Here is a 23259-nt window from a genome sequence, read left to right on the forward strand (position 1 = left end):
GGCGGCCCCGCTGCTCGGCGCGGACGTCGACCAGGTCCTAGGCGACCAGGAGGAACCTCTCGGCGGTGCGCGCGGCGGCGGCGAGCACCGTCCGCGCGGTGCCGGCGGAGTCGACCAGCGCCGGGTCGAACTCCTCCGGCGGCACCGCCGAGTTCTCCGCGATCCACCGCCGGGGCTCCCCGAGCGCACCGGCCAGCGCGCGCCACCCGGCCACGTGCGCGGCGTCCCCGGTGGCCAGGTGCGCGAGCCGTTCGCCGATCCGGGCCAACCCGGTGCCACCACCGGGCAGCACGCCGTCGTGCGCGGCGCTGCGGACCGCGCGCACGGTCCGCTCGACCCGTCCGACGTCCGCCGCGCAGGCCCGGATGTACGCGCCCGTGTCGACCACCGCGAAGACCGCGCCGGACGACGCACCGAGCGGGCCGCCCATCACGATGGTGTCCCGGTCCGTGGCCACCACGCCGGCCGCCCGGCCGAGCGCCTTCCCGTCGGCCGCCGCGACCAGGTCGGCGTCCAGCACCAGCCCGCCCACGACGGCCGGCAACCGGCGGACCATCCCGGGTTCCGCCGTCACCACGACCACCCGGCGGTCCGGTTCCGACAGGCGCACCAGGTCCGCCAGCAGCCCGTCGGACAGCTCCTCGCACACCACGAGCAGGTCGTTCCGGGTTTCCAACCTGCCCACGAGCGCGAGCACCCGCGCGGGCAGCGGCTCGGCGAACAGCACGACCAGGGCGTCGGTCAGCACGGCCTCCTGCCGCGCGGGGGCCGTGACGAACTGCGCCGACGCGTACCCGCCGGTGAACCTCAGGCCCCGGGCGGTCTCGTAGGACATCCCGGGCCGGTTGCTCTCCTCGACCAGCACCGCGCCGCGCCGCCCGGTCATCGAGACCACGTCCTCCACCAGCTTGCCGATCGCGTCGTCGCAGGCCGCCGAAGCGGCCACCCGGCCCAGGTCGGCGAGTTCCAGCGGCTGCTTCGAGGTGCGGACCAGCCGGTCGGCCACCTCGGCGGCCTCCCGCACGCCGCGCAGCAGCCGCACCGGGTTGTGCCCGTCGCGCATGGCCTCGACGAGCCGGGTCAGCGCGCCCCGCGCCACGGCCACCGCCGTCGCGCCGCCGTCCCCGCACTCCCGGTGCACGGCGGTGACCAGCTCCCGCACGTAGGAGGCACCCAGCGAGTCCCGGGGGTCGTCCGGGCGGAAGGCGGTCGCGATGGCCGCCGCGTCGCCCAGCTCCACCGGCCGGCCGTCCACGAACACCACGGCCCGCCGTCCCAGCGGGCCCAGCGTCCGGCACACCGGCTCGGCCGCCGCCCGGAAACCCCGCGCCACCAACAACTGCCCGGACGTGTACGACGCCGACCGGCGCACCGCGACCGGCACGCCGCCCGCCCGCGCGACCCGCAGCGCCGCGCCGGAGGTCTGCGCGAAGAACTGCGGTGTCTGGTCCGGACGCCGCCGGCGCACCTCGCGCGACGCGTAGGAGAACAGCTCGTTGACGTCCACCCACCCGTCGCCGTCCAGGTCCGCCGCCCCGCTCGACAAGCCCTCGATCAGCACGTCGGTGAACAGCGACGCGCGCGGGGCTTCCAGCGACAGGGTGTCCTCCTCGAACGCGTACTCGTAGGCGTTCGAGGCGGTCAGCACCACGTACCCGGTGGACGCGTCGAGCACGGGCGCGTCACCGGCCTTGAACCCCTCCACGAACGCGCCGCTGAAGCAGCAGTCGAGCACCAGGACCCGCCCGGCGGCCCGGCAGTCCTCCAACTGCTCGTGCACGAACGACCGGGGCACGGCGCTGCCCGCCGGCCGGTCCCGCACGGTGTTCGCGGCGGCGAAGTAGAGCCGCCGGGTGGGCGTGGTCAGGCCGTGGCAGGAGAAGTACACCAGCACCAGGTCGTCCGGGGACCGCGCGGCCAGCACGTCCTCGACGCCCCGCCGGATCTCGTCGTCGGCCGCGTCCCGCAGCACCCGGACCTCGGTGAACCCACCCACGTCGGGGTCCTCCAGCAGCGCCGCGAGGCGCTCCACGTCCTGGGCGGGCGCGCGCAGCCGGCTCAGCCCGACGTCCTGGTACTCCCCGGTCGCGACGAGCAGCGCGTAGCGCCCCACCTCAGCCCTCGTCCTCCGGCTGCGACTGCTCCTTGAGCCACTGCTCGACGAGGGCCTTCTGGGTGCGCGCGTCGCCGCCGTGGACGGTGATGGACTCCTGGCCCTTCTTGATCACGATCTTGCGCGCGCTGCCGCGCTGCACGAACGCCGTCACGACGGACGCGACGGCGGCGGCCACGGCGGCCGGCACCGCGCCGTTGAGCAGGAGTTCCGTCAGGGCCAGGCCGGGGCCGGACTTCGCGCCGTCGGGCAGTGTCGCGGGCGCGTGCCGGACGTCCACCCGGGCACCCCGCAGCAGCTCGTCCAACAGCATGTTCGTCGCCGACGCCGCGCTCCCCGGCGCGTCGACCGTCAAGTGGAACAAGGCGATCCCCTCCCCGTAGGTGCACGATCATCCCAGGAGCCGGGGCCGGCGAGGCAGTCCACGTCACAACGCAACGTTTAAACCTCCGAAACCTCCTCACACTTAACGAATCGCTGCATTCAGCCGTTCATACGATCGAGTTTCGCCAGGCTAGGCCACTCAGAGCTGCATACTTCGCCGCTGCCGAGTTACCCTCGACCACGTGACTGCGCACATCTCCCGGACGGAACTCGACCACGGCTCGCCCTCCCCCGTGCCGAGGGTCGACAGCGAGGTCGGTCCACTGCGCACGGTGCTGCTGCACCGGCCCGGCGCGGAGCTCAAGCGCCTGACCCCGCGCAACAACGACCAACTGCTGTTCGACGGTGTGCCGTGGGTGGACCGCGCCCAGGAGGAGCACGACGCGTTCGCCGAGGTGCTGCGCGGCCGGGGCGTGGAAGTGCTGCTGCTGTCCGACCTGCTGGTCGCCGCGCTGCACGACGACCGGGCGCGGATCGCGGGCATCCACAGCGCGGTCGACGAGCGCCGGCTCGGCATCGACCTGGCCGACGCGCTGCGCTCCCACCTGGAGTCGGTGACGCCGGACCAGTTGGCCACCGCGCTGATGACCGGCATGACGTTCGAGGAGCTGCCGGCCGCCGAGGGCGTGTCGCTGGTGCGCAAGATGCACCACCCGATCGACTTCGCGGTCGACCCGCTGCCGAACCTGCTGTTCACCCGCGACTCGTCGGTGTGGGTGGGCGACCGGGTGGCCATCACGTCCCTGGCGCTGCCCGCGCGAGAGCGGGAGACCGCGCTGACCGACCTGATCTACGCCTACCACCCGAGGTTCCGCAAGACCGGCCGCGCCTACGGGGCGCACTCCGCGCCCGTGGAGGGCGGCGACGTGCTGCTGCTCTCCCCGGGCGTGCTGGCGATCGGCGTCGGGGAGCGCACCACGCCGGCGGGCGCGGAGTCGTTCGCCCGGTCCGCGCTCAGCGACGGCCTCGCGCACACCGTGCTGGCCGTGCCGATCACCCAGGAGCGCGCGACCATGCACCTGGACACCGTGTGCACGATGGTCGACCGGGACGCCGTGGTGATGTACCCGGCGGTGCGCGACAACCTGTTCGCCTACCCGGTCCGGTCGGACGGCGACGGCGGTGTCGTGGTCGAGGACCGCGCGCCGTTCCTGGAGGCCGCCGCCGACGCCATGGGCATCGCGAAGCTGCGGGTCATCGACACCGGCCTGGACCCGGTGACCGCCGAGCGCGAGCAGTGGGACGACGGCAACAACACGCTCGCGGTGGGACCGGGCCTGGTCGTGGCCTACGAGCGGAACGTCGAGACCAACGCCCGGTTGGAGGACGCGGGTGTCGAGGTGCTCCGGATCAGCGGCTCGGAACTGGGCTCGGGCCGGGGCGGGCCGCGCTGCATGTCCTGCCCGATCGACCGCGCGGCGCTCGCCCGGTAATAGCGGGAAGGTATGCCTCACTTAACTGAAGTCAGGCAAACCTCAGTAAGGCCAGCCTTGGTGAGGCAAACCTCTCCATACCATTATTAGCCTTGCCTGCAATGCATTGTTTCACTCTTTCGGCTAATGTCCAGGACATGGCCTCCAACGTGAAGCAGATTCCGGCCCGGACCTCCCGGTTCCACGACCTGTTGCAGGAGCAGGTGCGGCACGAGTTCGCCGCGTCGCAGCAGTACACCGCGATCGCGGTCTGGTACGACAACCAGGACCTGCCGCGCCTCGCCGCGCACTTCTACGCGCAGGCCGTCGAAGAGCGCAACCACGCGATGATGATCGTGCAGTACCTGATGGACATCGAGCTCAAGGTCGGCATCCCCGGTGTGGCCGAGGTCCGCAACGACTTCGCCAGCGCGCGCGAGCCGGTCGAGCTGGCCCTCCAGCAGGAGCGGACGGTGACCGACCAGATCGTGGCGCTCGCCCGGACCGCCCGCGACGAGGGCGACTACCTGGGCGAGCAGTTCCTCCAGTGGTTCCTCAAGGAGCAGGTGGAGGAGGTCGCGTCGATGACCACGTTGCTCACCGTGATCGACCGCGCCGACGGCAACCTGTTCCACGTCGAGAACTTCCTGGTCCGCGAGGCGAGCGACGAGGGCTCCGACCCGACCGCCCCGCCGGTGGCCGGCGGCGCTCTGTAAGAACCCCGCACGAGGCCCCCCGCGCGCCGTCCGTTCAACCGAACGGGCGGCGCGCGCCGCGCGTCCGGGGAATGGGCGGCGGCCGTCCGGCCGACCATTTCCGAACACCCTCGCGACACCACCACCGCAGCGCGGAACAATGCGCGGCGAGTGGTCCCGGTCACGCCGGCGGGAATTCCCACGGCCACCCGGGGGAACTCCCGCGCGCCGACCGGATCGGCTCAGAGCACCGGCAGCGGTCGGAACACCCCGTCGGTGTCGGGCGTGAACTCCTGCACGGCCACCACGGCGTCCGCCGGGACCGGGCCGTAGACGTGCGGGAACCACGGTCCCGACTCGTCGCCGTCGCCCGGCTCCCACAGCACCGGCAGACCCTCGGGGTCGACCACCAGCAGCACCAGGTCGTGCCGGCCGGAGTACAGCCGGTTCGCCGGCAGGTGGACCGTGCCCGGGTCCGAGCAGTGCACGAACCCGTCCGGGTCGAGCGGGATCGCGCCGGCCTCCCGGTCGCGCGCCCACTCGGTCCGTGAAGAGATCCTCAGCAGCATCCGTCCACACCTCCCCTGACCCTGTCCACAACTTTGTCCCCAGCCCCTGTGGACAACTGGGGAAACGTCTGTGGACAACTCACCGCAGGGTGATCTGCCGCCCCCGCAGCCCGTCCCGCGACCGCCGCTCGGCCTCGGTCAGCGGCTCGCTGTCCAGGCTGGTCAGCGCCTCCTGCAAACGCTTGCCCAACCCCTCGGCCGGGGACGCCCACTCGCTGGAGTGCATCTCCCGGTCCAGGTCCCACACCGGCACCAGCAGGCCGTGCGCCCGGAACGACCCCGCGTACCGGGAACCCTCGCCCAGGTCCAGCTCGCCGCGCCCGGACAGCCGGGCCAGCGCCGCCAGGAGCTGCTCCTCGGGCTCCGGGCGCACCCAGCGCAGGTGCGCCTTGTCGCCCGCGTCCACCCAGTACGCCGCGTGCACGCCCGGCGCGTCCAGCCGCTCGGTCGGCAGGATCGCCGCGTTGGCGCGCTCCAGGGACAGCGCCACGTCGCCGGTCGGCTCGTTGTCCGGCGGCATCCACCACGCGAAGTCGGTGTGCAGCTCGGGCGTGAGGTTCACGTCCGCGTCCAGGAGGTCCTGGAGCCGGCCGGGGTTCGTGCCGTCGTCCGGGCCGACCACCGGGAGGGCGTCACCGGTCTCGGCGGACAGCACCCACTGCACGGCGCGGGCCAGGTCGCGGCTCAGATCACCCGAACGCGTCTGGACCTGGAGGCCGACGAACGCGGTGCCGTCGGCGCGGATCAGCGCGGCGGCGGCCATCGGCAGCACCGACGCCAGCGTGACCTCCCGCTCGGCGTCCCGGAGGGGCAGCTTCGCCGTCGCCGACGGCACGAACTCCCGCAGCGCGATCAGCTCGGTCTCCGCCGCCAGCCCCTCGAACGGCCGGGACACGATGACGTCCGCCCCACCGCCGGCCCCGCCGTGGCAGGCCTTGTAGCGCTTGCCGGAGCCACACGGACAGGGTTGGCGCGGGTTGACGCCGTCCGCCGACTGGTTCTTCACGGCCGTCCGCTTCGCCACCGCCGCCTCCTTCAGGTCGTGCCCGTCAGGGCTGGTCCGGCGTCAAGTTAGCCGCTAGCACGCCGCGCGTCTGCGCCGGGTTGTCGGTCGCCAGGAACCGCACGCCGCGCTCGACGCACAACGCGATGTCGGCGGGCTCGTCCACCGTCCAGCAGTACGCGCCGGCACCCCGCCCGGGGTGGCGCTTGAGCAGCTCGACGCCCGGCCCGGCGAGGTCGGCGAAGGACGGCAGCCGCTGCGGCCAGTACCGCCCGAACAGCAGCACGGTCGGCACGGCGGGCGCGAGCGCCTTGAACCGGCGGACGGCGGCCGGCGAGAACGACATCATCAGGGTGTCGACCCGGTGGCCGGTCAGCAGTTCGGCGAGCGCGCGCTCCACCTCGCCCCGGTAGCGCACCGGGTGCTTGGTCTCCACGAACAGCCGCACGCCGCTGTCCGCGACCAGCTCCAGCAGGTCCACCAGGGTCAGCACGGGCGCGGGCTCCCCGCCGAGCCGCACGCCGAAGTCGTGCCGGCGCAGCTCGTCGAGGGTCATCGCGCTCACCACGCCGCGCCCGTCGCTGGTGCGGTCGATGGTGCGGTCGTGGACGCACACCAGGTGCCCGTCGCGGGTCAGCCGGACGTCGCACTCGACGCCGTCCGCGCCCTGGGCGACGGCCAGCTCGTACGCGGCGAGGGTGTGCTCGGGCCGGAGGGCGGACGCCCCGCGGTGGGCGATCAGTTCGGGCGGCACGGTGGGGAATGCTCCTGGTGGAGTACCGAACGGGTCAACTCGCCCCCTTCTGGTCACGGGCCGCTGAATATTTGACAGAACAACCACTCACCGATGGACGCGAGCCGAGCTCAAGACCTACCGTCCGTGACCGTGGCTCCCTTCGACCAACATGATGCGGCCTTCATCGCCGATCCGTACCCGGTGTTCGCCGCCCTGCGCGCGCGGGCCGAGGTCCACTGGCACGAAGGGATGGGCGTCGCCCTGGCGGTGTCGCACGCGTCCGCGTCCGCCGTGCTGCGCCACCGCGGCCTGGGCCGGCTGTGGACCGACGCGCGGCCCGTCGCGGAGTTCGCCGCCTTCAACCTGCTGCACCGCAACTCGCTGCTGGAGAACGAGCCCCCCACGCACACCCGGCTGCGCCGGCTCGTCGCCGCCGCGTTCGGTCGCGGCCACGTCGAGCGGCTGCGCCCGTGGATCACCGAGCTGGCCGACCGCCTGGTGGACGGACTGGTCGCGGAGGTGCGCGCGGAGGGCCAGGCCGACCTGCTCTCGCACGTCGCCGCACCGCTGCCGGTCGAGGTCATCGCCGAGCTGCTGGGCGTGCCCGCCGTCGACCGCGCGCTGCTCCAGCCGTGGTCCAACGCGATCGTGAAGATGTACGAGTTCGACCTGGCCCCGGACAAGAAGGCGGCGGCCGAGCGGGCCGCCGGCGAGTTCACGGCCTACCTGCGTGACCTCGTCGCCCGGCGGCGCGCCTCGCCCGGCGACGACCTCGTGTCCGACCTCGTCGCGGTCACCGACGCGGACGGCGCGAAGCTCACCGAGGACGAACTCGTCGCCACGGCCGTCCTGCTGCTCATGGCGGGCCACGAGGCCACCGTCAACGTCATCGGCAACGGCGTGCACGCCCTCCTGGCCCACCGCGACCAGTGGGAAAGGGTGGTAGCGGATCAGTCCCTCCTCTCCACGGCGGTCGAGGAACTGATCCGCTACGACTCGCCCCTCCAGCTCTTCGAGCGGACCGCCACCGAACGGGTGGAGATCGGCGGGTTCGTCGTCGAGGAGGGTCGGAAGATCGCGGCGCTGCTGGGCGCGGCGGCGCGGGACCCGAAGGTGTTCGACCACCCGGACGTGCTGGACGTGAGCCGCACGCCGAACGCCCACCTGGGGTTCGGGATGGGCATCCACTACTGCCTGGGCGCACCGCTGGCGCGGATCGAGGTGCGGGCGGCGCTGTCGTCGCTGAGCCGCAAGATGCCCGGGGCGGTGCCGGCGGCCGAGCCGCGCCGCCGGGCCGAGTTCGTCATCCGGGGGTTGCACGAACTGCCGCTGGGCGACGGCCAGTAGCGGCGCGGGAGCGCGAAGCCCCGGTCGTCGAGCACCGCGCGGAGCCGGTCCGGGTAGTCGGTGATGATCCCGTCGACACCGTCGTCGATCAGCTTGCCCATCGTGGCGGTGTCGTCCACCGTCCACGGGATGACCTTGAGGTGGTGCCGGTGCGCCTCGTCCACCAGGGCTTTCGTGGTGAACGGGACGTAGCCGGGATCGCCGACCGCGCCGTTCTGCGGGTTGCCGTGCACCGGGGAGAGCGCGGACGCGCCGAAGCTCCGCACCGCCTCGACGACGCTGCCGCCGAAGTCCGCGAGGTCCAGACCGCCGGTCCACGGCGAGCCGGGACGCAGGAACTCCGGCTGGGTGAGCGCGACCAGCGGGAGGTGCGGGTCCTTCGCGCGCCACAACATCAGGGTGCCCCAGTCGAAGGACTGGATGGTCACGTTGCGGTGGAAACCGGACTCGCGGATCTCGCGGGACACCACCTCCACGAACCGTTCGCGCGGCGCGGTCTCGTGCGGGGCGGCGGCCTCCACCTTGGTCTCGATGGTGAACCGGACGTGCCAGGCGCGGTACTCCCGGACGAGGGCGAAGAGTTCGGCCAGGGTCGGCATCGACGCGCCCGGCGAGGTGGCCTGACCGGGGAAGTCCGGGTGCGGGCGGGAACCGCAGTCGAGCGTGCGGACCTGCGCGAAGGTGAGGTCCTTGACGTACTCGCCGACGTAGGGGAAGTCGGGGTCGTCCGGCGTGGCGGGCGCGGTGTCGGCGCACTTGACCGGGTCGGTCCGGCGGTCGTGGGTGATGACCTCGCGGCCGTCCTCGGTGATCTGAACGTCGAGTTCGAGCGTGGTCACCCCGGTTTCGAGGGCCTTGGCGAACGCGGCGAGCGTGCTCTCCACGGTCAGCCCGATCCCGCCCCGGTGGGCCTGGAGGTCGAAGTGCCGCCGGGGGTGCGCGTCGGCCACGCCGGGCAGCAGGGCCCCCACCACCACGACAACCACCGCGAGTACCCGCATCAGGCCACCGTGGCACGGCGGGGGTCAGGAACCCAAGCCCCGCAGGAAGAACGCCCACTGAACAGCGGAGAACGCGAGGACGTCGGCGGCGGGGCTCTTGGAGTCCCGCACACCGACCGCCGCCCCCGCGAACGCCACCTCGACGCAATTCCCTCCGCTTCCCTGCCCGCTGCGACCACTCTTGCGCCACACCACACCAGTGAAGTCCACAGTGGACAAAGACATCGCCTCTTTCACTCGGCCAGCATCCGCTCCAGCAGGGCGACCGACTCCTCCGGGCTCAACGCCTGGTTGGCCAAGTGCCCGAAGGCCACCTTAGCCTCGATGGCCAGCTTCTCTTTTTCCATGTGCAGTGAACCGAAGGGGTGTTCCACGTAGAGCACGGCGGGGTCGGCGGGATCGGGGAAGTTCAACAGGGTGAAGCCGCCGTTCATCGAGCCGTGCGCACCTCGCTCATCGAGCAGGACGCGAACGGTCACGTTCCGCAGCTCGGCCATGCGGTGGATGTGCACCACCTGCTCGCGCATGACCTCCGCCCCGCCGACCGCCTTGCGCAGCGCGGACTCGTCGATGATCGCGTCGAGCCGCAACAGGTTCTGCGCATCGGTCAGCCGCTGCTGCCTGATCCGACGCGCCCGGACATCGGTCTCCCGCGCGCGTTTGGTACGCCGCAAGGGGTGTGCTTCGAACAGCGCGCGGGCGTACTCGGACGTCTGCAACAGGCCAGGCACCACTACGACGCTGACTTCGCGGATCTCGCTCGCTTCCGCTTCCACGTCTATGTAACCCAGGCTCTCGACGCCCAGTGCGATCCACCAGCCGCGTTCGCGGGCTTGGACGGTTTCCCCGACCAGGTCGGGGTCGAAACAATCGTAGAGATCCATCATCGACTTGACCAGGTGGACGTCGACCAGGGTCTCCCCCTTCTCTATCCGGTGCAGGGCGGACCTGGTCTTGAACAAGGCCTGGGCGGCGACGTCGAGCGTCATGTTGGCGGAAGTCCGCATCCGGGCGAGCTTCCTGCCGAGGCGGCGTCGACGGAACGGTGGTTGGGTGCTCACGACATCGAGTATGCCGGCGAAAAGATCGATTTCGGGATTCCCGGAAGTGTTCACCTCAAAGAGTGTTCGTCCCGCCAGCACAGTGGTCCCCATGGAAGCGAACCTGTTCTCGTTGGTGCCCGCGTCCGATCCGACCCTGGTCTTCGCCTGGGGCATGGAGATCGTGGACGACGACCGCACCGAGGCCGTCCTGTACCGCCGGGACCCGGGCACCGGGCGCGGCATGGTCGCCCGGCACACCTCGGCGGAAGCCGCGCTGCACCGCTGGGGCCGGCTGGTCCCGCTGCGGCTGGTGTGGGAGTTCGAGGACGACACCGCGTTCCAGGCCACCGGTGCGGCGGAACGCGGTTGAGCCGCCCCGCCGACCCGGTTCCGCTCTCCCTAACGCGGTGAGCCGGACGCCCGCACCGAGCGCAACAGGGGCTCCGGGGCGTCTTTCACGTCCACCACGCGCATCCGCCGCAACGCGTTGGTCGGCACCGGCAGCAGCAGCCCGGTGATCCGCCGCACCAGCACGGCCGTCAGGACCGCCACGGCAGCGGCCAGCAGGTCGGTGATCGCGTGCAGCAGCACCCCGTCCGCCAACGCCTCCACCCCCGACCGGAACGACCACGCGAAGGTCCCGGCGGCGAACAGCGCCGCGCCCGCCCACAGCCCCCACCACCAGCGGACCAGCCGGGACGGCCGGGGGCGGGCGTCGGCGGGCAGGCGCAGCGCGGCGTGCTCCAGCTCCGCCGCGACCGAGCCGGGCACCACCAGGTTCAGGCCGGGGACGAGCACGCCGGCGAGCACTTCGCCGTCCGACCGCGACGGCCCGTAGCCGGCGGCCGAGGCCGCCGCGTTCCGGGCCCGGCGCAGCCACAGCAGGGTGAGGACGAGACCGGCCACCGCCGCCGCGACCGCGACGACGGACGAGGCCCCGACCATCGCGTCGGACACGTCGACGGTCTCGGCGGCCAGCGCGCCGTGCCGGCTGAGCAGCAGCAGCGCGTACCGCCAGACCTCGCTGCCCGCCGCCCACAGCGCGGCGACCCCGGCCAGCACGAGGACGTGCGACGCGGTCCGCGCCAGGCGCTGCACCTGGTCCACCGAGTCGACGGGCCCGGCGGCCGTGGCGACGGACGTCGGCCAGCGCCACGCCAGCAGCGGGAAACCCCACCGGGGCGGCACCGGGTAGGACGGGGGGCCGCCGTACGGGCGCGGCGGCGGGGCCGGCTGACGGCGCGGGTACGCCCCGGGCGGCGGGCTCGCCACCCAGTCCACGCGCATCGGCTGGAGCCCCATGTCAGATGACCTCGGGCTCCGCGCCGTCGACCTCGCCGACGAGCGGCCGGCCGGCCGCCGCCCACCCCTGCATCCCGCCGTCGACGTTGGTGGCGTCCCAGCCGTTGGCGTTGAGGTACTGCGTGACCTTCGCGGACCGGCCGCCGACGCGGCACACCACGTAGAACTCGCTGTCGCCGGGCAGGTCGCCGAGCCGCTGGGCGAGCTCGCTCATCGGGATGTGCAGCGCACCCGGCGCGTGGCCGGCCACCCACTCGTCGGCCTCGCGCACGTCGAGCAGCACTTTGCCGTCGGGCAGCTCGGCGGGCACCGACGACACTTCAACGCTGGGAACGGTCACGGGGTCATGCTGCCATGCGCCCCGGTAAGCGTGGGATAAGGCGGCGCTGCGCCCCCGCCCGCCCGGCCGGACACCCGCCGCGCGCCCCACCGGCCGTCCGGCGGGGCGCGCGGATCACCGGGCTAGTGCTCGGCGGCCTTCTCGGCACCCACGCCGGTCAGCGCGCGCACCTCCATCTCGGCGTACTTCTCCTTGTCGTTCTCCTTCGACAGCACCGCGCCCAACCAGCCGAGGAAGAACGCGACCGGGATCGAGACGATGCCGGGGTTGGAGAGCGGGAACAGGTCGAAGTCCGCGTCGGGGAAGATCGCCTTCGCGTTGCCGGAGACCACGGGCGACAGGACGATCAGCGTGATCGTCACCACGAGCCCGCCGTAGATCGACCACAGCGCGCCGGCGGTGTTGAACCGCTTCCAGAACAGCGAGTACAGGATGGTCGGCAGGTTCGCCGACGCGGCGACCGCGAACGCCAGCGCCACCAGGAACGCGATGTTCTGGCTGCCGACCGCGATGCCGCCGACGATGGACACGAGGCCGATCACGATCGCCGTCCGCCGCGCCACCCTGACCTCGGCCTTCTTGTCCTCGACCACGCCCTTCTTGATGATGTTGACGTAGATGTCGTGCGCGAACGACGCCGACGCGGTGATCGTCAGGCCCGCCACCACGGCGAGGATGGTCGCGAAGGCGACCGCCGCGATGAGGCCGAGCAGCACCGGGCCGCCGAGGGCCTCGGCGAGCAGCGGGGCCGCCGAGTTCGGGCCGCTGGGTGCCGCGTTGATCTTCTCCGGGCCGACCAGCGCCGCCGCGCCGTAGCCGAGCACCAGCGTGAACAGGTAGAAGACGCCGATCAGCCAGATCGCCCAGACCACCGAGCGGCGGGCCTCCTTGGCGGTGGGCACGGTGTAGAAGCGCATCAGGATGTGCGGCAGGCCCGCCGTGCCCAGCACCAGGGCGAGCGCCAGGGACAGGAAGTCCAACCGGGTGATCGCGGACTTGCCGAACTGGAGGCCGGGGCCGAGCAGCTTCTCGCCGGCGTCGGGTGCGTTCCGCACGGCCTCGCCGAGCAGGCCGGAGATGTCGAACCCGAACTTGGCCAGCACCCACAGGGTCATCACGCCCGCGCCGAGGATCAGCAGCACGGCCTTGATGATCTGCACCCACGTGGTGCCCTTCATGCCGCCGATCAGCACGTACACGATCATCAGCGCGCCGACGACGGCGACCACGACGGCCTGGCCCAGCCGGCCCTCGACGCCGAGCAGCAGCGCGACCAGGCCGCCCGCGCCGGCCATCTGCGCGAGCAGGTAGAAGAACGACACGACCATGGTGGACGTGGCCGCCGCCGCGCGGACCGGGCGCTGCCGCATCCGGAAGCTCAGCACGTCGCCCATCGTGAACTTGCCGGTGTTGCGGAGCAGCTCGGCCACCAGCAGCAGGGCGATCAGCCACGCCACCAGGAAGCCGATCGAGTACAGGAAGCCGTCGTAGCCGTTGACCGCGATCGCGCCGGCGATGCCGAGGAACGAGGCCGCGGAGAGGTAGTCGCCGGCGATGGCGATGCCGTTCTGCGGACCGGTGAACGCGCGGCCGGCGGCCAGGTAGTCGGCGGCGGTCTTGGTGTTGCGGCTGGCCCGGATCACCACGAACAGGGTGGCGGCGACGAACGCCGCGAAGATGCCGATGTTGAGGACGGCGTTGCTGTTCACGCCCGACCCCCTTCGAGCTCGTCGCGGAGGGCCTCCGCGCGGGGGTCGAGGTTCTTGGTGGCGTGCCGCACGTAGAGGGTGGTGATGGCGAACGTGGACACGAACTGGAGCAGGCCGAAGATCAGGCCGACGTTGACGTTGCCGAACACCTTGGTCGACATGAAGTCGTGCGCGTAGTCGGCGAGCAGGACGTAGGCGAGGTACCAGGCCAGGAAGAGCCCGGCCATGGGGAACACGAACCCGCGGAGCCTGCGGCGGAGTTCGACGAATTCGGGGCGGGACTGCACTTCGACCCAGTCGGGGGCCGCCCCCGCGGGGGTCGTGCCGTCCGAGGTGTTCTCGGTGGTGCTCATGATCCCCTCCTCGCGCTTGTCGACGGTGTGAACGGCACGTGACCCTCCCGGTGCGTTCCGATACCGGCTGCACCGTAGGGAGACGTGGGTCACGTCTGAAAGACCCCGTCCGTGGACTTGCGCTCAACAGTCGGGTGATGCGATGAGCGGTAGGAATGCTGAGACGAACAACCTGTGCCGTCTGCCCCCTCGCCCGTCACCGGATCGAGGGTTTGAGATTCACCTGGCCGTGAAACGCGATTACTCGGTGCGGTCACACCGCAGGGCTGAACGGGTGGTGCCCGTCCGCTGCGCCACCACCCGCCGGGGTCACCCGTTCCCCGGGCGTCCCACGCACGACACCGACACTCCCGTGGCGAAGAGCACACCACCGGGGACCACGTCGCCGGGCCCCGGCCCCGAGCCCGGTCCCCAGACCCGCCCACGGTGGGCCCGACAAAGCCGGACGTCATTCCATCGAGTGATAAACAGGCCGTGCGGGTCGGTTTCCGGAAATCCGGCTAACGGCGGGCGGGGCATTCCCGACTAACCGGCAACTGACACGTTTCGCCTGGCAGGAGGCGTACCACGGGTTATCGGCCACCGACCGGCGGACCACTCGCCGTGTTCGGGAGCGGTGCGGCGGTCCGCCGGGCGCGGAGGACCGCCGCGCCAACCCGCGCTAATTCGACCGGGTCGGCGGGTCCTGGTGCCCGCCGCCCCGCGCCCTCTCCTCCGGTGGTGTGCCGAACCGCTGCACGTCCCGGTCGCGCATGAACCCCAGCGGGTCCGGCGCGTGGAACCGCAGCAGGATCTGGCTCACGTCCTCCGGTACGCGCCGACTGGTCAGCCGGCTGATCATCACCATCGTCAGGAACGACACCGGCACCGTCACCAGCGCCGGCATCGAGAACACCGACGGCACCCAGCCGCCCGTGTAGGAGCTCACCACGGTCACCACCTGCGACCCGATCACCAGCCCGCCGCCGACCACCAGGCCGGCGATCGCGCCCACCCACGTCAGGCCGCGCCACCAGATCCCCAGCACCAGCAGCGGGCAGAACGTCGACGCCGCGAGCGCGAACGACATCGCCACCGTCAACGACGCGTCCGCGCGCGGCAGCAGCAGCGCCAACCCGATCGCCACCGTGCCGGTCAGCACCGTCGCCCACCGGAAGTCCCGCACCTTGCCCGGCAGGATGTCCGTCGACACCACCCCCGCCACGCTCACCACCAGGCCCGACGACGTGGACAGGAACGCCGCGAACGCGCCCGCCGCCACGATCGCGCCCAACACCTGGCCCAGCACGTTCGGCTGCATCGTGGTCGGCAGCAGCAGCACCGCCGCGTCCGTCTTGCCGGTCACCAGCAGTTGCGGCAGGTACTGGCGGGAGATGACCCCCAGCACCGTCGGGAACAGGTAGAACAGGCCCAGCAGGTACAGCACGTGCAGCGCGGTCCGGCGGGCCGCCTTGCCGTCCGGGTTCGTGTAGAAGCGCACCAGGACGTGCGGCAGGCCCATCGTGCCCAGGAACGTCGCGAAGATCAGCGAGTAGGTCTCGAACAGCCCGCCCAGCCCACCGGTCTGCGGTTTCAGCCAGTTCTCGTTGCCGGTCGGCGAATCGTCCACCACCGGCACCGGCGAGCCCTGCTCGAACCGCAGCACCGTGCCCTTGCCGATGCCGTACTCGCCGGGCTGCCAGTACACCTCGCCGTCCGCGCGCCCGCCGTTGACCTCACCGGTCGCCGACAGCCGCATCGGCACCACGACCTGCACGCGCACCGGGTCGGCGGTGGTGACCGTGACGGCTTCGTGGAAGCGCAGCACGCCCCCCTCGTCCACCGACTTCGCCCCGTTGCCCGGACCGCCCAGGAACACCGCGAACAGCACGAACGTCGGCGCGGCGATCGCGAACAGCTTGCCCCAGTACTGGAACGCCTGGACCAGCGTGATCGCCCGCATCCCGCCGCCCAGCACGTTCACCACGACGATCACCGTCACCACCGCGCCGCCCAGCCACGCGGGCAGGCCGGTGATCGTGTTCAACGTCAGCCCGGCCGACTGCAACTGCGGCACCAGGTACAGCACGCCGATGCAGATCACGAAGAACGTGCACACCCGGCGCAGGTTCGTCGAACCCAGCCGCGCCTCGGCGAAGTCCGGCAGCGTGTACGCGCCCGAGCGGCGCAGCGGTGCCGCGACGAACAGCATCATCGCCAGGTAGCCGGCGGTGAACCCGATGGGGTACCAGAGCGCGTCGATGCCGTCCTTGAGCACCAGGCCGGCCACGCCGAGGAACGACGCCGCCGACAGGTACTCGCCGGAGATCGCCGCCGCGTTGCGGGTCGCCGGGATCGCCCGGCGCGCCACCAGGAAGTCCGGCGTCGTGTTGGCCCGCCGCGAACCCACGTAGCCCAGCAGGAACGTGATCGCCGCGACGAGCACGACCAGCACCAGGCTCCACAGGTTCTGGATCACCGGTCCACCGAGCTCACGAAGTCGTGCTCGTGGCGTTCGGCGAGTCTTCGGTACGCGTAGCCCACCCCGTAGCAGAGCGGGAACGGCAGCACGCCCAGCATCAGCCACGGCAGCCGCACGCCCGCCAGCTCGACGTCCGACAGGGCGGGTACGAAGAAGAACAGCAGCGGCAGCAGGGCCAGCAGCGTCAACGTGCCGCCGCCGAGCAGGAACGCGGTCTTGAGCTGCTGCCGGATCAGGTCGCGGACCAGCTTCTCCCCGACGCTGGTCTGCTCCTCCAGCTCGATGATCGTGCGCAGCACCCGGCCCCGGCCGCGCGGGTCGGCCAGCACCACCCGCCGGCGGCGGTTCTTGCGCGCCGCGACCGACAGCCAGGCATCCCGCTCACCCGGCTGCGGTTGGTCGGGCTGCCCCGGCGGGCCGGAGTGCCTGCTCATCCCCAACTGCTCTTGGGGGGCCGGACGATCCGCTCCTTGAGCTCACGGGTGTGCCGCCGGCTCACCGGCAGCTCCTTCGCGCCCTCGCCCGCGCCGATGACCACCGCGTAGCCGTTCGAGGTCATCCGCAGCTCGGTCACCAGCGGCAGCGCCACCAGGAAGGAGCGGTGGATGCGCACGAACCCCGCGTTCTCCCAGCGCTCCTCCAACTGGGCGAGCGGGATGCGGACCAGGTGGCTCTGGCCGTCGTTGGTGTGCAGGCGCGCGTAGTCGCCCTGCGCTTCGACGTAGCGGACGGTGGCGCGGGGCACGAGCTTGATCGTGCCGCCCAGCTCGACCGGGATCACCTCGTCGTCGGTGGGCTCCTGCGCGGCCGGCTCCGGCGTGACGGCCGGGGTCACCGCCACCCGCTCCACCACCCGCGAGATCGCCTTGTTGATGCGGTCCTCGTTGATCGGCTTGGTCACGAAGTCCAGCGCGCCCACCTCGAACGCCACCACCGCCTCGGAGTGCTCCACGCCGGTGACGAACACCAGCGCCGGCGGCGCGCGGAACGCGCCCAGCACGCGCGCCAGGTCCGTGCCGCTGAGGCCGGGCATGTTGATGTCCGCGAACACCGCGTCGACCGGCGGCAGGCCGGCCCGGGTGCGGTCCATCACCTCGGGGTCGTAGTCACCCCGGAGGATGCGCAGGGCCTCGGCCGCGTCGAAGGCGGTGAGGACGCGCCGAATGTGCGGGCTGCTCTCCAGCAGGTACTTGATCTCGCTCAGACCGGGTGCCTCGTCGTCCACCGCCAGAACGAGGAGGCCGGTGTTGTCGTGGGTGCTCACTGTGCCGCGCATCTTGCCCATTTACGCCGGTCTGTGTCTACGTGGGGTGGGGGGAGGGGACGGGACCGTGACCTCCGGTCACGTCACAACCCGAATCGCGACCAGCGCGCCCGCTCCTCCAGCGCGGCCAGCGCGGCCGGCACGAAGTCCCCCGATCGGGTGGTGCTGCCGGCGAGCCCGAGACGGGCGAGCAGCGGCCGGCGGGGCTCGGCGACGGCGATCTCGGCGTCCGGGTAGCGCTTGGCGACGACCGAGCGCAACGTGCCCAGCCCGTCCACGAGTCCCAGGTCCCGGGCCTTCGCACCGGTCCACACCTCACCGGTGAACAGCTCGTCGTCGGAAGCGGTGAGCTTCGGCCCGCGCCGCTCCCGCACCCACGCGGTGAACTGCTCGTGCAGGTCGACGTGCAGGCCCTTGAGCCACTCGACGTCCTCGGGCTTGACCGGCTGGAACGGGTCGAGCCGGACCTTGTGCTCCCCCGAGGTGAAGACGCGGCGCTGGATGCCGTGGCGCTCCAGCAGCCCGTCGAGCCCGAACCCGGCGCTGACCACGCCGATCGAGCCGACGAGCGAGGTGCCGTGGGCGAAGATCTCGTCACCCGCGCAGGCCAGCCAGTAGCCGCCGGACGCGGCGAGGTCCTCGCAGAACGCGAGGACGGGGACCTTCTTCTTGTTCGCGAGCTCCCGGATGCGCTCGGCGACCAGCGCGGACTGGGTCGGCGCGCCGCCCGGCGAGTTGATCAGCAGGGCGACGGCGACCAGGCGGTCGTGGCCGAAGGCGCGGGTGAGGGCGCTCTCGACGGTCTGGAGGCTGATCGTGTTGCGGGCCATGGGGGTCGGGGTGGGCGTGATCACCCCGTGCAACCGCACGGCGGCGACCACCGGGCCGCGCTCGGTGCGGTCGCTGACGATTTTGGGCAGCCGGGCCGCGATCTTGTCCGTCACGCTCATGCGACGACCTTACGTCGGCACCGGCGGACGGGGGTGGCGGAGCTAACATCGGCCGATGACGTTCAACCCGATCCGGTGGCTGGAGCGGTACGTCGAGTGGTGGGACGACCGGGGCCGGCAGAACGCGGACGGCCCGACCTCCATGCACATCTACTGGATGTGGATCATCTGGTCGGTGTGCGCGGTGGTGCTGGTGACCACCCTGGCCGTCGCCGCGTCCTGACCCCCGGACCCCCGCGCCGGTGACGTGATCAGGCGCGGACCACGGGCTGTTCCGCCGTCTCCTCCAGGTTGTGCGGCACCAGCGGGAGGTTGGTGCGGACGCCCGGCGAGTACTTGGGCACCTTGAGGATGATCTTCATGCCGGCGTCCGGTGCCGTCTCGACCACCAGGGCGTAGTCGTCGCCGAAGACCGCGCGCATCCGGTGGTTGATGTTGCCCAGGCCCACGTGCGCGCCGGTCTGGTGGGCGTCCTTCAGGTCTTCGAAGAGGCGGTCCGGGTCCATGCCCAGGCCGTCGTCCTCGACCGAGATCAGGGCTTCCGCGCCGTTGTCCTCGGCGATGATCGTCAGCAGGCCGCCGCCCGGCTTCTTCGCCAGGCCGTGCCGGACCGCGTTCTCCACCAGCGGTTGGAGGACCAGGAACGGCAGCACCACCTGGAGCACCTCGGGGGCGATCTTCAGCCGCACGTTGAGCCTCGGGCCGTACCGCGCCTGCTCGATCGTCAGGTAGCGGTGGATGTTGGTCAGCTCGTCGGCCAGCGTGGTGAAGAACCCGTCGGTCCGGAAGGAGTACCTGGTGAACTCGGCGAACTCCTGCAACAGCTCCCGCGCGTGCGCCGGGTCGGTCCGGATCAGGGACGAGATCGTGTTGAGCGCGTTGTACACGAAGTGCGGCGAGATCTGCGCCCGCAGCGCCCGGACCTCGGCCTGCGCCAGCGCCTGCCGGGACTTCTGCAACACCTCCAGCTCCAGTTGCGTCGAGACGAACCTGGCCGTCTCCTCCGCCATCCGGATCTGCCGCTTGTTGGCCACCCCGCTGACCACGATCAGCGTCCCGGCGACCTCGGACTCGACGATCAGCGGCACGATCACCGCCGAGTGCAGCGAGCACGGGCCGGGCAGCTCGCAGTCGAGCTTGCGGTGTTCGACGTGCTCCTTGTGGCACTCGCCGATGGCCCGCTCGATGTAGCTCCGCAGGAATTCGTAGTGGTCGTTGGCACCGCCGTCCCACGACAGCAACGTGCCCTCGTGGTCGGTGATGCCGACCGCGACGCACCGCAGCATCTCGCGCAGGTGCGGCGTGGCCTTGTCGGCCGCGTCCTGGGTGAGCCCTTCTCGCAGGTCGGCGGACGCCTTGGACATCCGGTGCAGCATGTCCATCACGGCGTCTTCGACCGACGTGCTCACCCGTCGGGCACGGCACAGCATCACGAAGAGGCCCAGCACGGCGAGGGTCGCGATGACACCGAGCACCGCGCGCTCGGTCAGGAGGTCACGCACGGCGTCCATGCTGTGCCGTGGAGTGGCCTCGAAGCAAGGGGGTGGCCGCCGGAACGGGTCGACATCCGGTGAATTCACCTTCGACAGGTGGCCTCTCCCGGCCGCGCCGCTCGGCCCGCCGACCGACGATCACCTGCACGTTGCGTCAGCGGCGGGGTGCGCATCTCCCCGGTCGGGCGGGTCACCACCGGATCGGGCGATCTTCGGTCACGAATCGACACCCCCGAAGCGGGAGCGCTACTTGAGCAGGCGTGACATGCGGCGGTCGGCCAGGGACTTGCCGCCGGTCTGGCAGGTGGGGCAGTACTGGAATGCCTTGTCCGCGAACGACACCTCGCGCACCGTGTCCCCGCAGACCGGGCACGGCAGCCCGTTCCGCGCGTGCACCCGCAGCCCCGACCGCTTCTCGCCCTTCAACCGCGCCGCCGACTGCCCCGCGGACCGCGCCACGGCGTCCGTCAGCACCCCGGTCAACGCCTCGTGCAACCGGTCCAGCGCCTCGGCGTCCAACTTCCCCGCGGTCGCGTAGGGCGACAGCCGGGCCGTGTGCAGGATCTCGTCCGAGTAGGCGTTCCCCACCCCGGCCATGAGCGTCTGGTCCGTCAGCGCCGTCTTCAACCGCTCGGTGCGCCCGGCGAACAACTCCCCCAGCTCCACCCGCGACACGGACAGCGCGTCCGGTCCCAACCGGGCGATGCCCGGCACGGTCCGGGGATCGGCGGTCACCCACGCCGCGAGACCCTTCCTGGTGCCCGCCTCGGTCAGGTCGAACCCCGGCCCCTCCCCCGGCGGACCCAGGTGGACGCGCAGCGCCAGCGGCCCCTTGCCGGGCTTGAGCGGCGCGGCGGACATCGTGTCCGACCACCTCAGCCACCCGGCCCGCGCCAGGTGCACGACCAGGTGCAGCCCGTCGCAGTCCAGGTCCAGGTGCTTGCCGTACCGCCCCGCCCCGGTCACCGGACGACCCCGGAGGTCGGTCCACGGCGGCGTGGCCGTCTTCAAGACCTGCAACGACGCCACGTCGACGCGGTGCACGACGCGGCCCACGGCGTGGTCGCGCAGGTGGTCGGCCAGCGCCTCGACCTCGGGTAGTTCCGGCACCCGACCAGTGTCACCCGCGAAACCCGATCAGTCGACCTCGGCCGGCCTCAGTCGACCGGCTGCAACGGTCCGTCCAGGTCCGGCAGCGAGTACATCTCGATCTTGCGGGCCACGTTGGAGACCTCGTTGCGCACGGTCAGGAACCCGCGCACGGACCCCACCCAGCGCTCCGGCGGCAGCTCGTCGGTCTTCTTCGCCTCGGCCGCGACCAGCCACGGCCGGCGCACCGCCCACCGGACGGGGAAGAACAGGAACACCAGCACCAGGGCGAAGATGAGCCACGCCGGCACGACCACGTCCTGGGGTGTCCAGGCGATCAGGATCACGCCCATCACCACCACGAACGTCAGCATGAGCACGCCCGGCCCGTGGCCGCCGCTCACGTCGTGCTCGAAGTCGGCGTCGGCGGACGGGTTGCGCCACTCGATCTGGCTGCGCACCGTCCACATCCGGCCGTCCGCACCGCGCACCAGCCGCGTCATCACCGTGCTCCTCAGGCGTCGAACGATCACTCAGCGGCCTCAACGCTACCGGCAAACGGCTACGACCAGTGGGTGAACCCGGGCGGTCGCGGGCCGTGATCAGGCCGGTCTCAGGGGTGCCGGCGTCGGGTGCAGCGTCACCGTCGTGGGGGTGACGGTGGGCGTGGCCGTGGTGGTCGTGGTGCCCACCAGCGCGGTCGGCGGTTCCGAGGTGGTCGGTTCGGACGACACCGGGTCGCCCGCGGGGTCCTGGAAGAGCCGGAAGTCGTCGGTCGTCGTGGTCACGCCGGTCGACGCACCCGGTGCGGGCACCGGCGTGGACGCGGGGGCGGTCCTGGCCGGCGGGGTGGTCACCGCGGTCCGCTCCCGGGTGCGCTCGACGGTCCGCACGGGCGGCGGTGGCGGGGACGTCTCGCTGGTCGGCACACCGGTGACGGTCGGCTGGGCGGAGCGCAGCTCCAGCACGTCGTGGCCGTTCGGGGTGTCCGGGCCGGCGTTCACCAGCGCCGGGCCGGGCGCTCCGGTGAACGAGCCCGCCAGCACGCCGAAGAACCCCACCGCGACGACCGACGCGGACGCCGCGAGCACCAGCTTGACCCGGCCGGCGAGCCACGCGGCCTTGCCCAGCACGGCGGGTCCGAGCAGGGCGGTCGCGGCCACCGGGACGGCGATGCCCGCCGCGTGCGCCCGCAGCGTCGAGCACACCTCGGTGAGCTCGGCGTGCAGGGAGTTGCAGGACGAGCAGGTCTGGAGGTGCTTGCGGATGCGCCGGTGCTCCGCGCCCTGGACGCCGCCGGCGGTGTAGTTGCCGAGCTTCGCGACCACGGAGTTGCACGCGCGCGGCCCGACGTCCTCGGCCAGGTGCGCCTGGAGGTACGCGGCGCGCAGCCCCTCGCGGGCCCGGCGGGCCAGGGCGGCCATCGCGTTGGCGCTCAGGCCGAAGCTGGGCGCGACGGCGGCGGGCCGCTCGCCCTCCACCTCGACCTGCCACAGCACGGTCCGCCAGCGCTCCGGGAGGCTGGTGAACGCCCGCGAGATCAGCGCGTGCTCGGGCCGCGACGCGGTGGCGTCCGGGAACGGCTCGACCCGGCGGGACAGCTCCTCGTCCTCCACCGGCACGTCGCGCCGCCGTCCGCTCCACTCCCACGCGACGCGGCGGGCGACGGTCAGCAGGTAGGTGCGCACGTGGTCGGTCGGCCCGGTGCCCCGGCGGATCGCCTGGAGGACGCGGAAGAACGCCTCGGCGGTCAGGTCGTCGGCCTCGGCGTGTTCACGGACGTGCCGGAGCGCGAACCTGCGCACCGCCTCCGCGTGCCTGGAGAACAGCTCCCCGAACGCCGAGTCGTCGCCGGACCTGACCCTGGCGAGCAGTTCCCGGTCGAAATCGGCATCTCCGGCCATCCCGCCCGGCACCTCCCGCCCGCACTGTGGTCCGAGGTCAAGATGCCACAGCCGGCCGGGAGCGCCCCGAAGTGATAGCGACCCGATACCG

Annotated in this window: 24 protein-coding genes and 1 pseudogene; 5 read left to right on the plus strand and 20 right to left on the minus strand. The window is 72.0% G+C overall.

From position 1 onward, the window contains the following. Nucleotides 1-37 precede the first annotated feature (37 nt). Together AB0G01_RS03695 and AB0G01_RS03700 are read right to left on the minus strand one after the other, a co-directional pair. Nucleotides 38-2113 (minus strand): TCP-1/cpn60 chaperonin family protein, encoded by a 2076-nt coding sequence (locus AB0G01_RS03695; RefSeq protein WP_360939300.1) that lies wholly within the window; start codon nt 2111-2113, stop codon nt 38-40. 1 nt (nt 2114) lies between these two features. After that, a complete protein-coding gene (locus AB0G01_RS03700; RefSeq protein ID WP_360939302.1) occupies nt 2115-2477 on the minus strand; it encodes a hypothetical protein in 363 nt (120 codons plus the stop codon). A gap of 202 nt (nt 2478-2679) precedes the next feature. Here AB0G01_RS03700 and AB0G01_RS03705 point away from each other — a divergent pair, with 202 nt between their 5' ends. Then, the gene (locus tag AB0G01_RS03705) at nt 2680-3930 is read left to right on the plus strand and encodes an arginine deiminase (RefSeq protein ID WP_360939304.1); all 1251 of its coding nucleotides are present in this window, start codon (nt 2680-2682) and stop codon (nt 3928-3930) included. Between the two features lie 137 nt (nt 3931-4067). Then, entirely contained in the window at nt 4068-4625 is a 558-nt protein-coding gene (locus tag AB0G01_RS03710) for a ferritin (RefSeq protein ID WP_360939306.1), read from the plus strand. 221 nt (nt 4626-4846) lie between these two features. On the opposite strand, the gene AB0G01_RS03715 is transcribed toward AB0G01_RS03710, so the two are convergent. From AB0G01_RS03715 to AB0G01_RS03725, 3 genes are all read right to left on the minus strand, one after another. Beyond that, the gene (locus AB0G01_RS03715; protein WP_360939308.1) at nt 4847-5173 is read right to left on the minus strand and encodes a DUF952 domain-containing protein; all 327 of its coding nucleotides are present in this window, start codon (nt 5171-5173) and stop codon (nt 4847-4849) included. Between the two features lie 79 nt (nt 5174-5252). After that, entirely contained in the window at nt 5253-6197 is a 945-nt protein-coding gene (locus AB0G01_RS03720; RefSeq protein WP_360939310.1) for a DUF5926 family protein, read from the minus strand. Between the two features lie 25 nt (nt 6198-6222). Further along, nucleotides 6223-6930 carry a glycerophosphodiester phosphodiesterase family protein gene (locus AB0G01_RS03725; protein WP_360939312.1) on the minus strand — a complete coding sequence of 236 codons (708 nt, stop codon included), beginning with the start codon at nt 6928-6930 and terminating at the stop codon, nt 6223-6225. A gap of 93 nt (nt 6931-7023) precedes the next feature. On the opposite strand from AB0G01_RS03725, the gene AB0G01_RS03730 reads away from it, so the two are divergent. Continuing rightward, nucleotides 7024-8259: a cytochrome P450 gene (locus AB0G01_RS03730; RefSeq protein ID WP_360939314.1), complete on the plus strand. Its 1236-nt coding sequence runs from the start codon at nt 7024-7026 to the stop codon at nt 8257-8259. On the opposite strand, the pseudogene AB0G01_RS03735 reads toward AB0G01_RS03730, so the two are convergent. The 3 genes and pseudogenes from AB0G01_RS03735 to AB0G01_RS03745 all read right to left on the minus strand — a co-directional run. Next, nucleotides 8256-9260: pseudogene (locus AB0G01_RS03735) on the minus strand (glycerophosphodiester phosphodiesterase family protein); the annotation flags it as partial. The gene AB0G01_RS03730 and the pseudogene AB0G01_RS03735 overlap by 4 nt on opposite strands. Nucleotides 9261-9284: 24 nt before the next feature. After that, on the minus strand, nt 9285-9485 hold the full coding sequence (locus AB0G01_RS03740) for a DUF397 domain-containing protein (protein ID WP_360939316.1): 201 nt from the start codon (nt 9483-9485) through the stop codon (nt 9285-9287). An 8-nt stretch (nt 9486-9493) separates the two neighbouring features. Then, nucleotides 9494-10414, minus strand: a complete 921-nt coding sequence (locus AB0G01_RS03745) for a helix-turn-helix transcriptional regulator (RefSeq protein WP_360939318.1) — start codon at nt 10412-10414, stop codon at nt 9494-9496. On the opposite strand from AB0G01_RS03745, the gene AB0G01_RS03750 reads away from it, so the two are divergent. After that, the gene (locus tag AB0G01_RS03750; protein WP_360939320.1) at nt 10413-10673 is read left to right on the plus strand and encodes a hypothetical protein; all 261 of its coding nucleotides are present in this window, start codon (nt 10413-10415) and stop codon (nt 10671-10673) included. The two genes, AB0G01_RS03745 and AB0G01_RS03750, sit on opposite strands and share 2 nt — an antisense overlap. A gap of 29 nt (nt 10674-10702) precedes the next feature. Here the strand turns inward: AB0G01_RS03750 and AB0G01_RS03755 are convergent, their stop codons facing one another. The 8 genes from AB0G01_RS03755 to AB0G01_RS03790 all read right to left on the minus strand — a co-directional run bounded on the left by AB0G01_RS03755 (nt 10703) and on the right by AB0G01_RS03790 (nt 18682). Continuing rightward, a complete protein-coding gene (locus AB0G01_RS03755; protein WP_360939322.1) occupies nt 10703-11605 on the minus strand; it encodes a DUF4328 domain-containing protein in 903 nt (300 codons plus the stop codon). Nucleotide 11606: 1 nt separating this feature from the next. Then, nucleotides 11607-11945 (minus strand): rhodanese-like domain-containing protein, encoded by a 339-nt coding sequence (locus tag AB0G01_RS03760; protein WP_360939324.1) that lies wholly within the window; start codon nt 11943-11945, stop codon nt 11607-11609. 122 nt (nt 11946-12067) lie between these two features. Beyond that, the gene (locus tag AB0G01_RS03765; protein WP_360939326.1) at nt 12068-13654 is read right to left on the minus strand and encodes a cation acetate symporter; all 1587 of its coding nucleotides are present in this window, start codon (nt 13652-13654) and stop codon (nt 12068-12070) included. Beyond that, the gene (locus tag AB0G01_RS03770) at nt 13651-14007 is read right to left on the minus strand and encodes a DUF485 domain-containing protein (RefSeq protein ID WP_360939328.1); all 357 of its coding nucleotides are present in this window, start codon (nt 14005-14007) and stop codon (nt 13651-13653) included. The genes AB0G01_RS03765 and AB0G01_RS03770 overlap by 4 nt, the downstream gene beginning before the upstream one ends. A gap of 661 nt (nt 14008-14668) precedes the next feature. Next, the gene (locus AB0G01_RS03775; protein ID WP_360939330.1) at nt 14669-16465 is read right to left on the minus strand and encodes a cation acetate symporter; all 1797 of its coding nucleotides are present in this window, start codon (nt 16463-16465) and stop codon (nt 14669-14671) included. Further along, complete coding sequence (locus AB0G01_RS03780) at nt 16462-16902, minus strand: hypothetical protein (RefSeq protein WP_360939332.1); 441 nt, start codon at nt 16900-16902, stop codon at nt 16462-16464. Before AB0G01_RS03780 ends, AB0G01_RS03775 begins: the two co-directional genes overlap by 4 nt. After that, nucleotides 16899-17753: a LytTR family DNA-binding domain-containing protein gene (locus AB0G01_RS03785; protein WP_360939334.1), complete on the minus strand. Its 855-nt coding sequence runs from the start codon at nt 17751-17753 to the stop codon at nt 16899-16901. Before AB0G01_RS03785 ends, AB0G01_RS03780 begins: the two co-directional genes overlap by 4 nt. 62 nt (nt 17754-17815) lie before the next feature. Then, complete coding sequence (locus AB0G01_RS03790; RefSeq protein ID WP_360939336.1) at nt 17816-18682, minus strand: S49 family peptidase; 867 nt, start codon at nt 18680-18682, stop codon at nt 17816-17818. A 55-nt stretch (nt 18683-18737) separates the two neighbouring features. On the opposite strand from AB0G01_RS03790, the gene AB0G01_RS03795 reads away from it, so the two are divergent. Further along, nucleotides 18738-18905 carry a hypothetical protein gene (locus AB0G01_RS03795; protein ID WP_360939338.1) on the plus strand — a complete coding sequence of 56 codons (168 nt, stop codon included), beginning with the start codon at nt 18738-18740 and terminating at the stop codon, nt 18903-18905. A gap of 28 nt (nt 18906-18933) precedes the next feature. Here the strand turns inward: AB0G01_RS03795 and AB0G01_RS03800 are convergent, their stop codons facing one another. The 4 genes from AB0G01_RS03800 to AB0G01_RS03815 form a co-directional block, all read right to left on the minus strand. Further along, the gene (locus AB0G01_RS03800) at nt 18934-20193 is read right to left on the minus strand and encodes a histidine kinase (protein ID WP_360939340.1); all 1260 of its coding nucleotides are present in this window, start codon (nt 20191-20193) and stop codon (nt 18934-18936) included. A gap of 228 nt (nt 20194-20421) precedes the next feature. Further along, entirely contained in the window at nt 20422-21285 is an 864-nt protein-coding gene (locus AB0G01_RS03805) for a DNA-formamidopyrimidine glycosylase family protein (protein ID WP_360939342.1), read from the minus strand. A gap of 47 nt (nt 21286-21332) precedes the next feature. Beyond that, the gene (locus AB0G01_RS03810; protein ID WP_360939344.1) at nt 21333-21767 is read right to left on the minus strand and encodes a DUF983 domain-containing protein; all 435 of its coding nucleotides are present in this window, start codon (nt 21765-21767) and stop codon (nt 21333-21335) included. A 99-nt stretch (nt 21768-21866) separates the two neighbouring features. After that, complete coding sequence (locus AB0G01_RS03815) at nt 21867-23168, minus strand: sigma-70 family RNA polymerase sigma factor (RefSeq protein ID WP_360939346.1); 1302 nt, start codon at nt 23166-23168, stop codon at nt 21867-21869. Nucleotides 23169-23259: the final 91 nt, after the last annotated feature.

It is taken from the genome of Actinosynnema sp. NPDC023587 (assembly GCF_040640215.1).
Classification (GTDB): Bacteria; Actinomycetota; Actinomycetes; order Mycobacteriales; family Pseudonocardiaceae; genus Actinosynnema.

Coding starts and splice junctions, on each gene's coding strand:
- AB0G01_RS03710 (WP_360939306.1), top strand. CDS start 4,068: ATGGCCTCCAACGTGAAGCAGATTCCGGCCCGGACCTCCCGGTTCCAC.
- AB0G01_RS03715 (WP_360939308.1), bottom strand. CDS start 5,173: ATGCTGCTGAGGATCTCTTCACGGACCGAGTGGGCGCGCGACCGGGAG.
- AB0G01_RS03730 (WP_360939314.1), top strand. CDS start 7,024: ATGGACGCGAGCCGAGCTCAAGACCTACCGTCCGTGACCGTGGCTCCC.
- AB0G01_RS03740 (WP_360939316.1), bottom strand. CDS start 9,485: ATGTCTTTGTCCACTGTGGACTTCACTGGTGTGGTGTGGCGCAAGAGT.
- AB0G01_RS03750 (WP_360939320.1), top strand. CDS start 10,413: ATGGAAGCGAACCTGTTCTCGTTGGTGCCCGCGTCCGATCCGACCCTG.
- AB0G01_RS03745 (WP_360939318.1), bottom strand. CDS start 10,414: ATGGGGACCACTGTGCTGGCGGGACGAACACTCTTTGAGGTGAACACT.
- AB0G01_RS03755 (WP_360939322.1), bottom strand. CDS start 11,605: ATGGGGCTCCAGCCGATGCGCGTGGACTGGGTGGCGAGCCCGCCGCCC.
- AB0G01_RS03770 (WP_360939328.1), bottom strand. CDS start 14,007: ATGAGCACCACCGAGAACACCTCGGACGGCACGACCCCCGCGGGGGCG.
- AB0G01_RS03780 (WP_360939332.1), bottom strand. CDS start 16,902: ATGAGCAGGCACTCCGGCCCGCCGGGGCAGCCCGACCAACCGCAGCCG.
- AB0G01_RS03785 (WP_360939334.1), bottom strand. CDS start 17,753: ATGGGCAAGATGCGCGGCACAGTGAGCACCCACGACAACACCGGCCTC.
- AB0G01_RS03790 (WP_360939336.1), bottom strand. CDS start 18,682: ATGAGCGTGACGGACAAGATCGCGGCCCGGCTGCCCAAAATCGTCAGC.
- AB0G01_RS03795 (WP_360939338.1), top strand. CDS start 18,738: ATGACGTTCAACCCGATCCGGTGGCTGGAGCGGTACGTCGAGTGGTGG.
- AB0G01_RS03800 (WP_360939340.1), bottom strand. CDS start 20,193: ATGGACGCCGTGCGTGACCTCCTGACCGAGCGCGCGGTGCTCGGTGTC.
- AB0G01_RS03810 (WP_360939344.1), bottom strand. CDS start 21,767: ATGACGCGGCTGGTGCGCGGTGCGGACGGCCGGATGTGGACGGTGCGC.
- AB0G01_RS03815 (WP_360939346.1), bottom strand. CDS start 23,168: ATGGCCGGAGATGCCGATTTCGACCGGGAACTGCTCGCCAGGGTCAGG.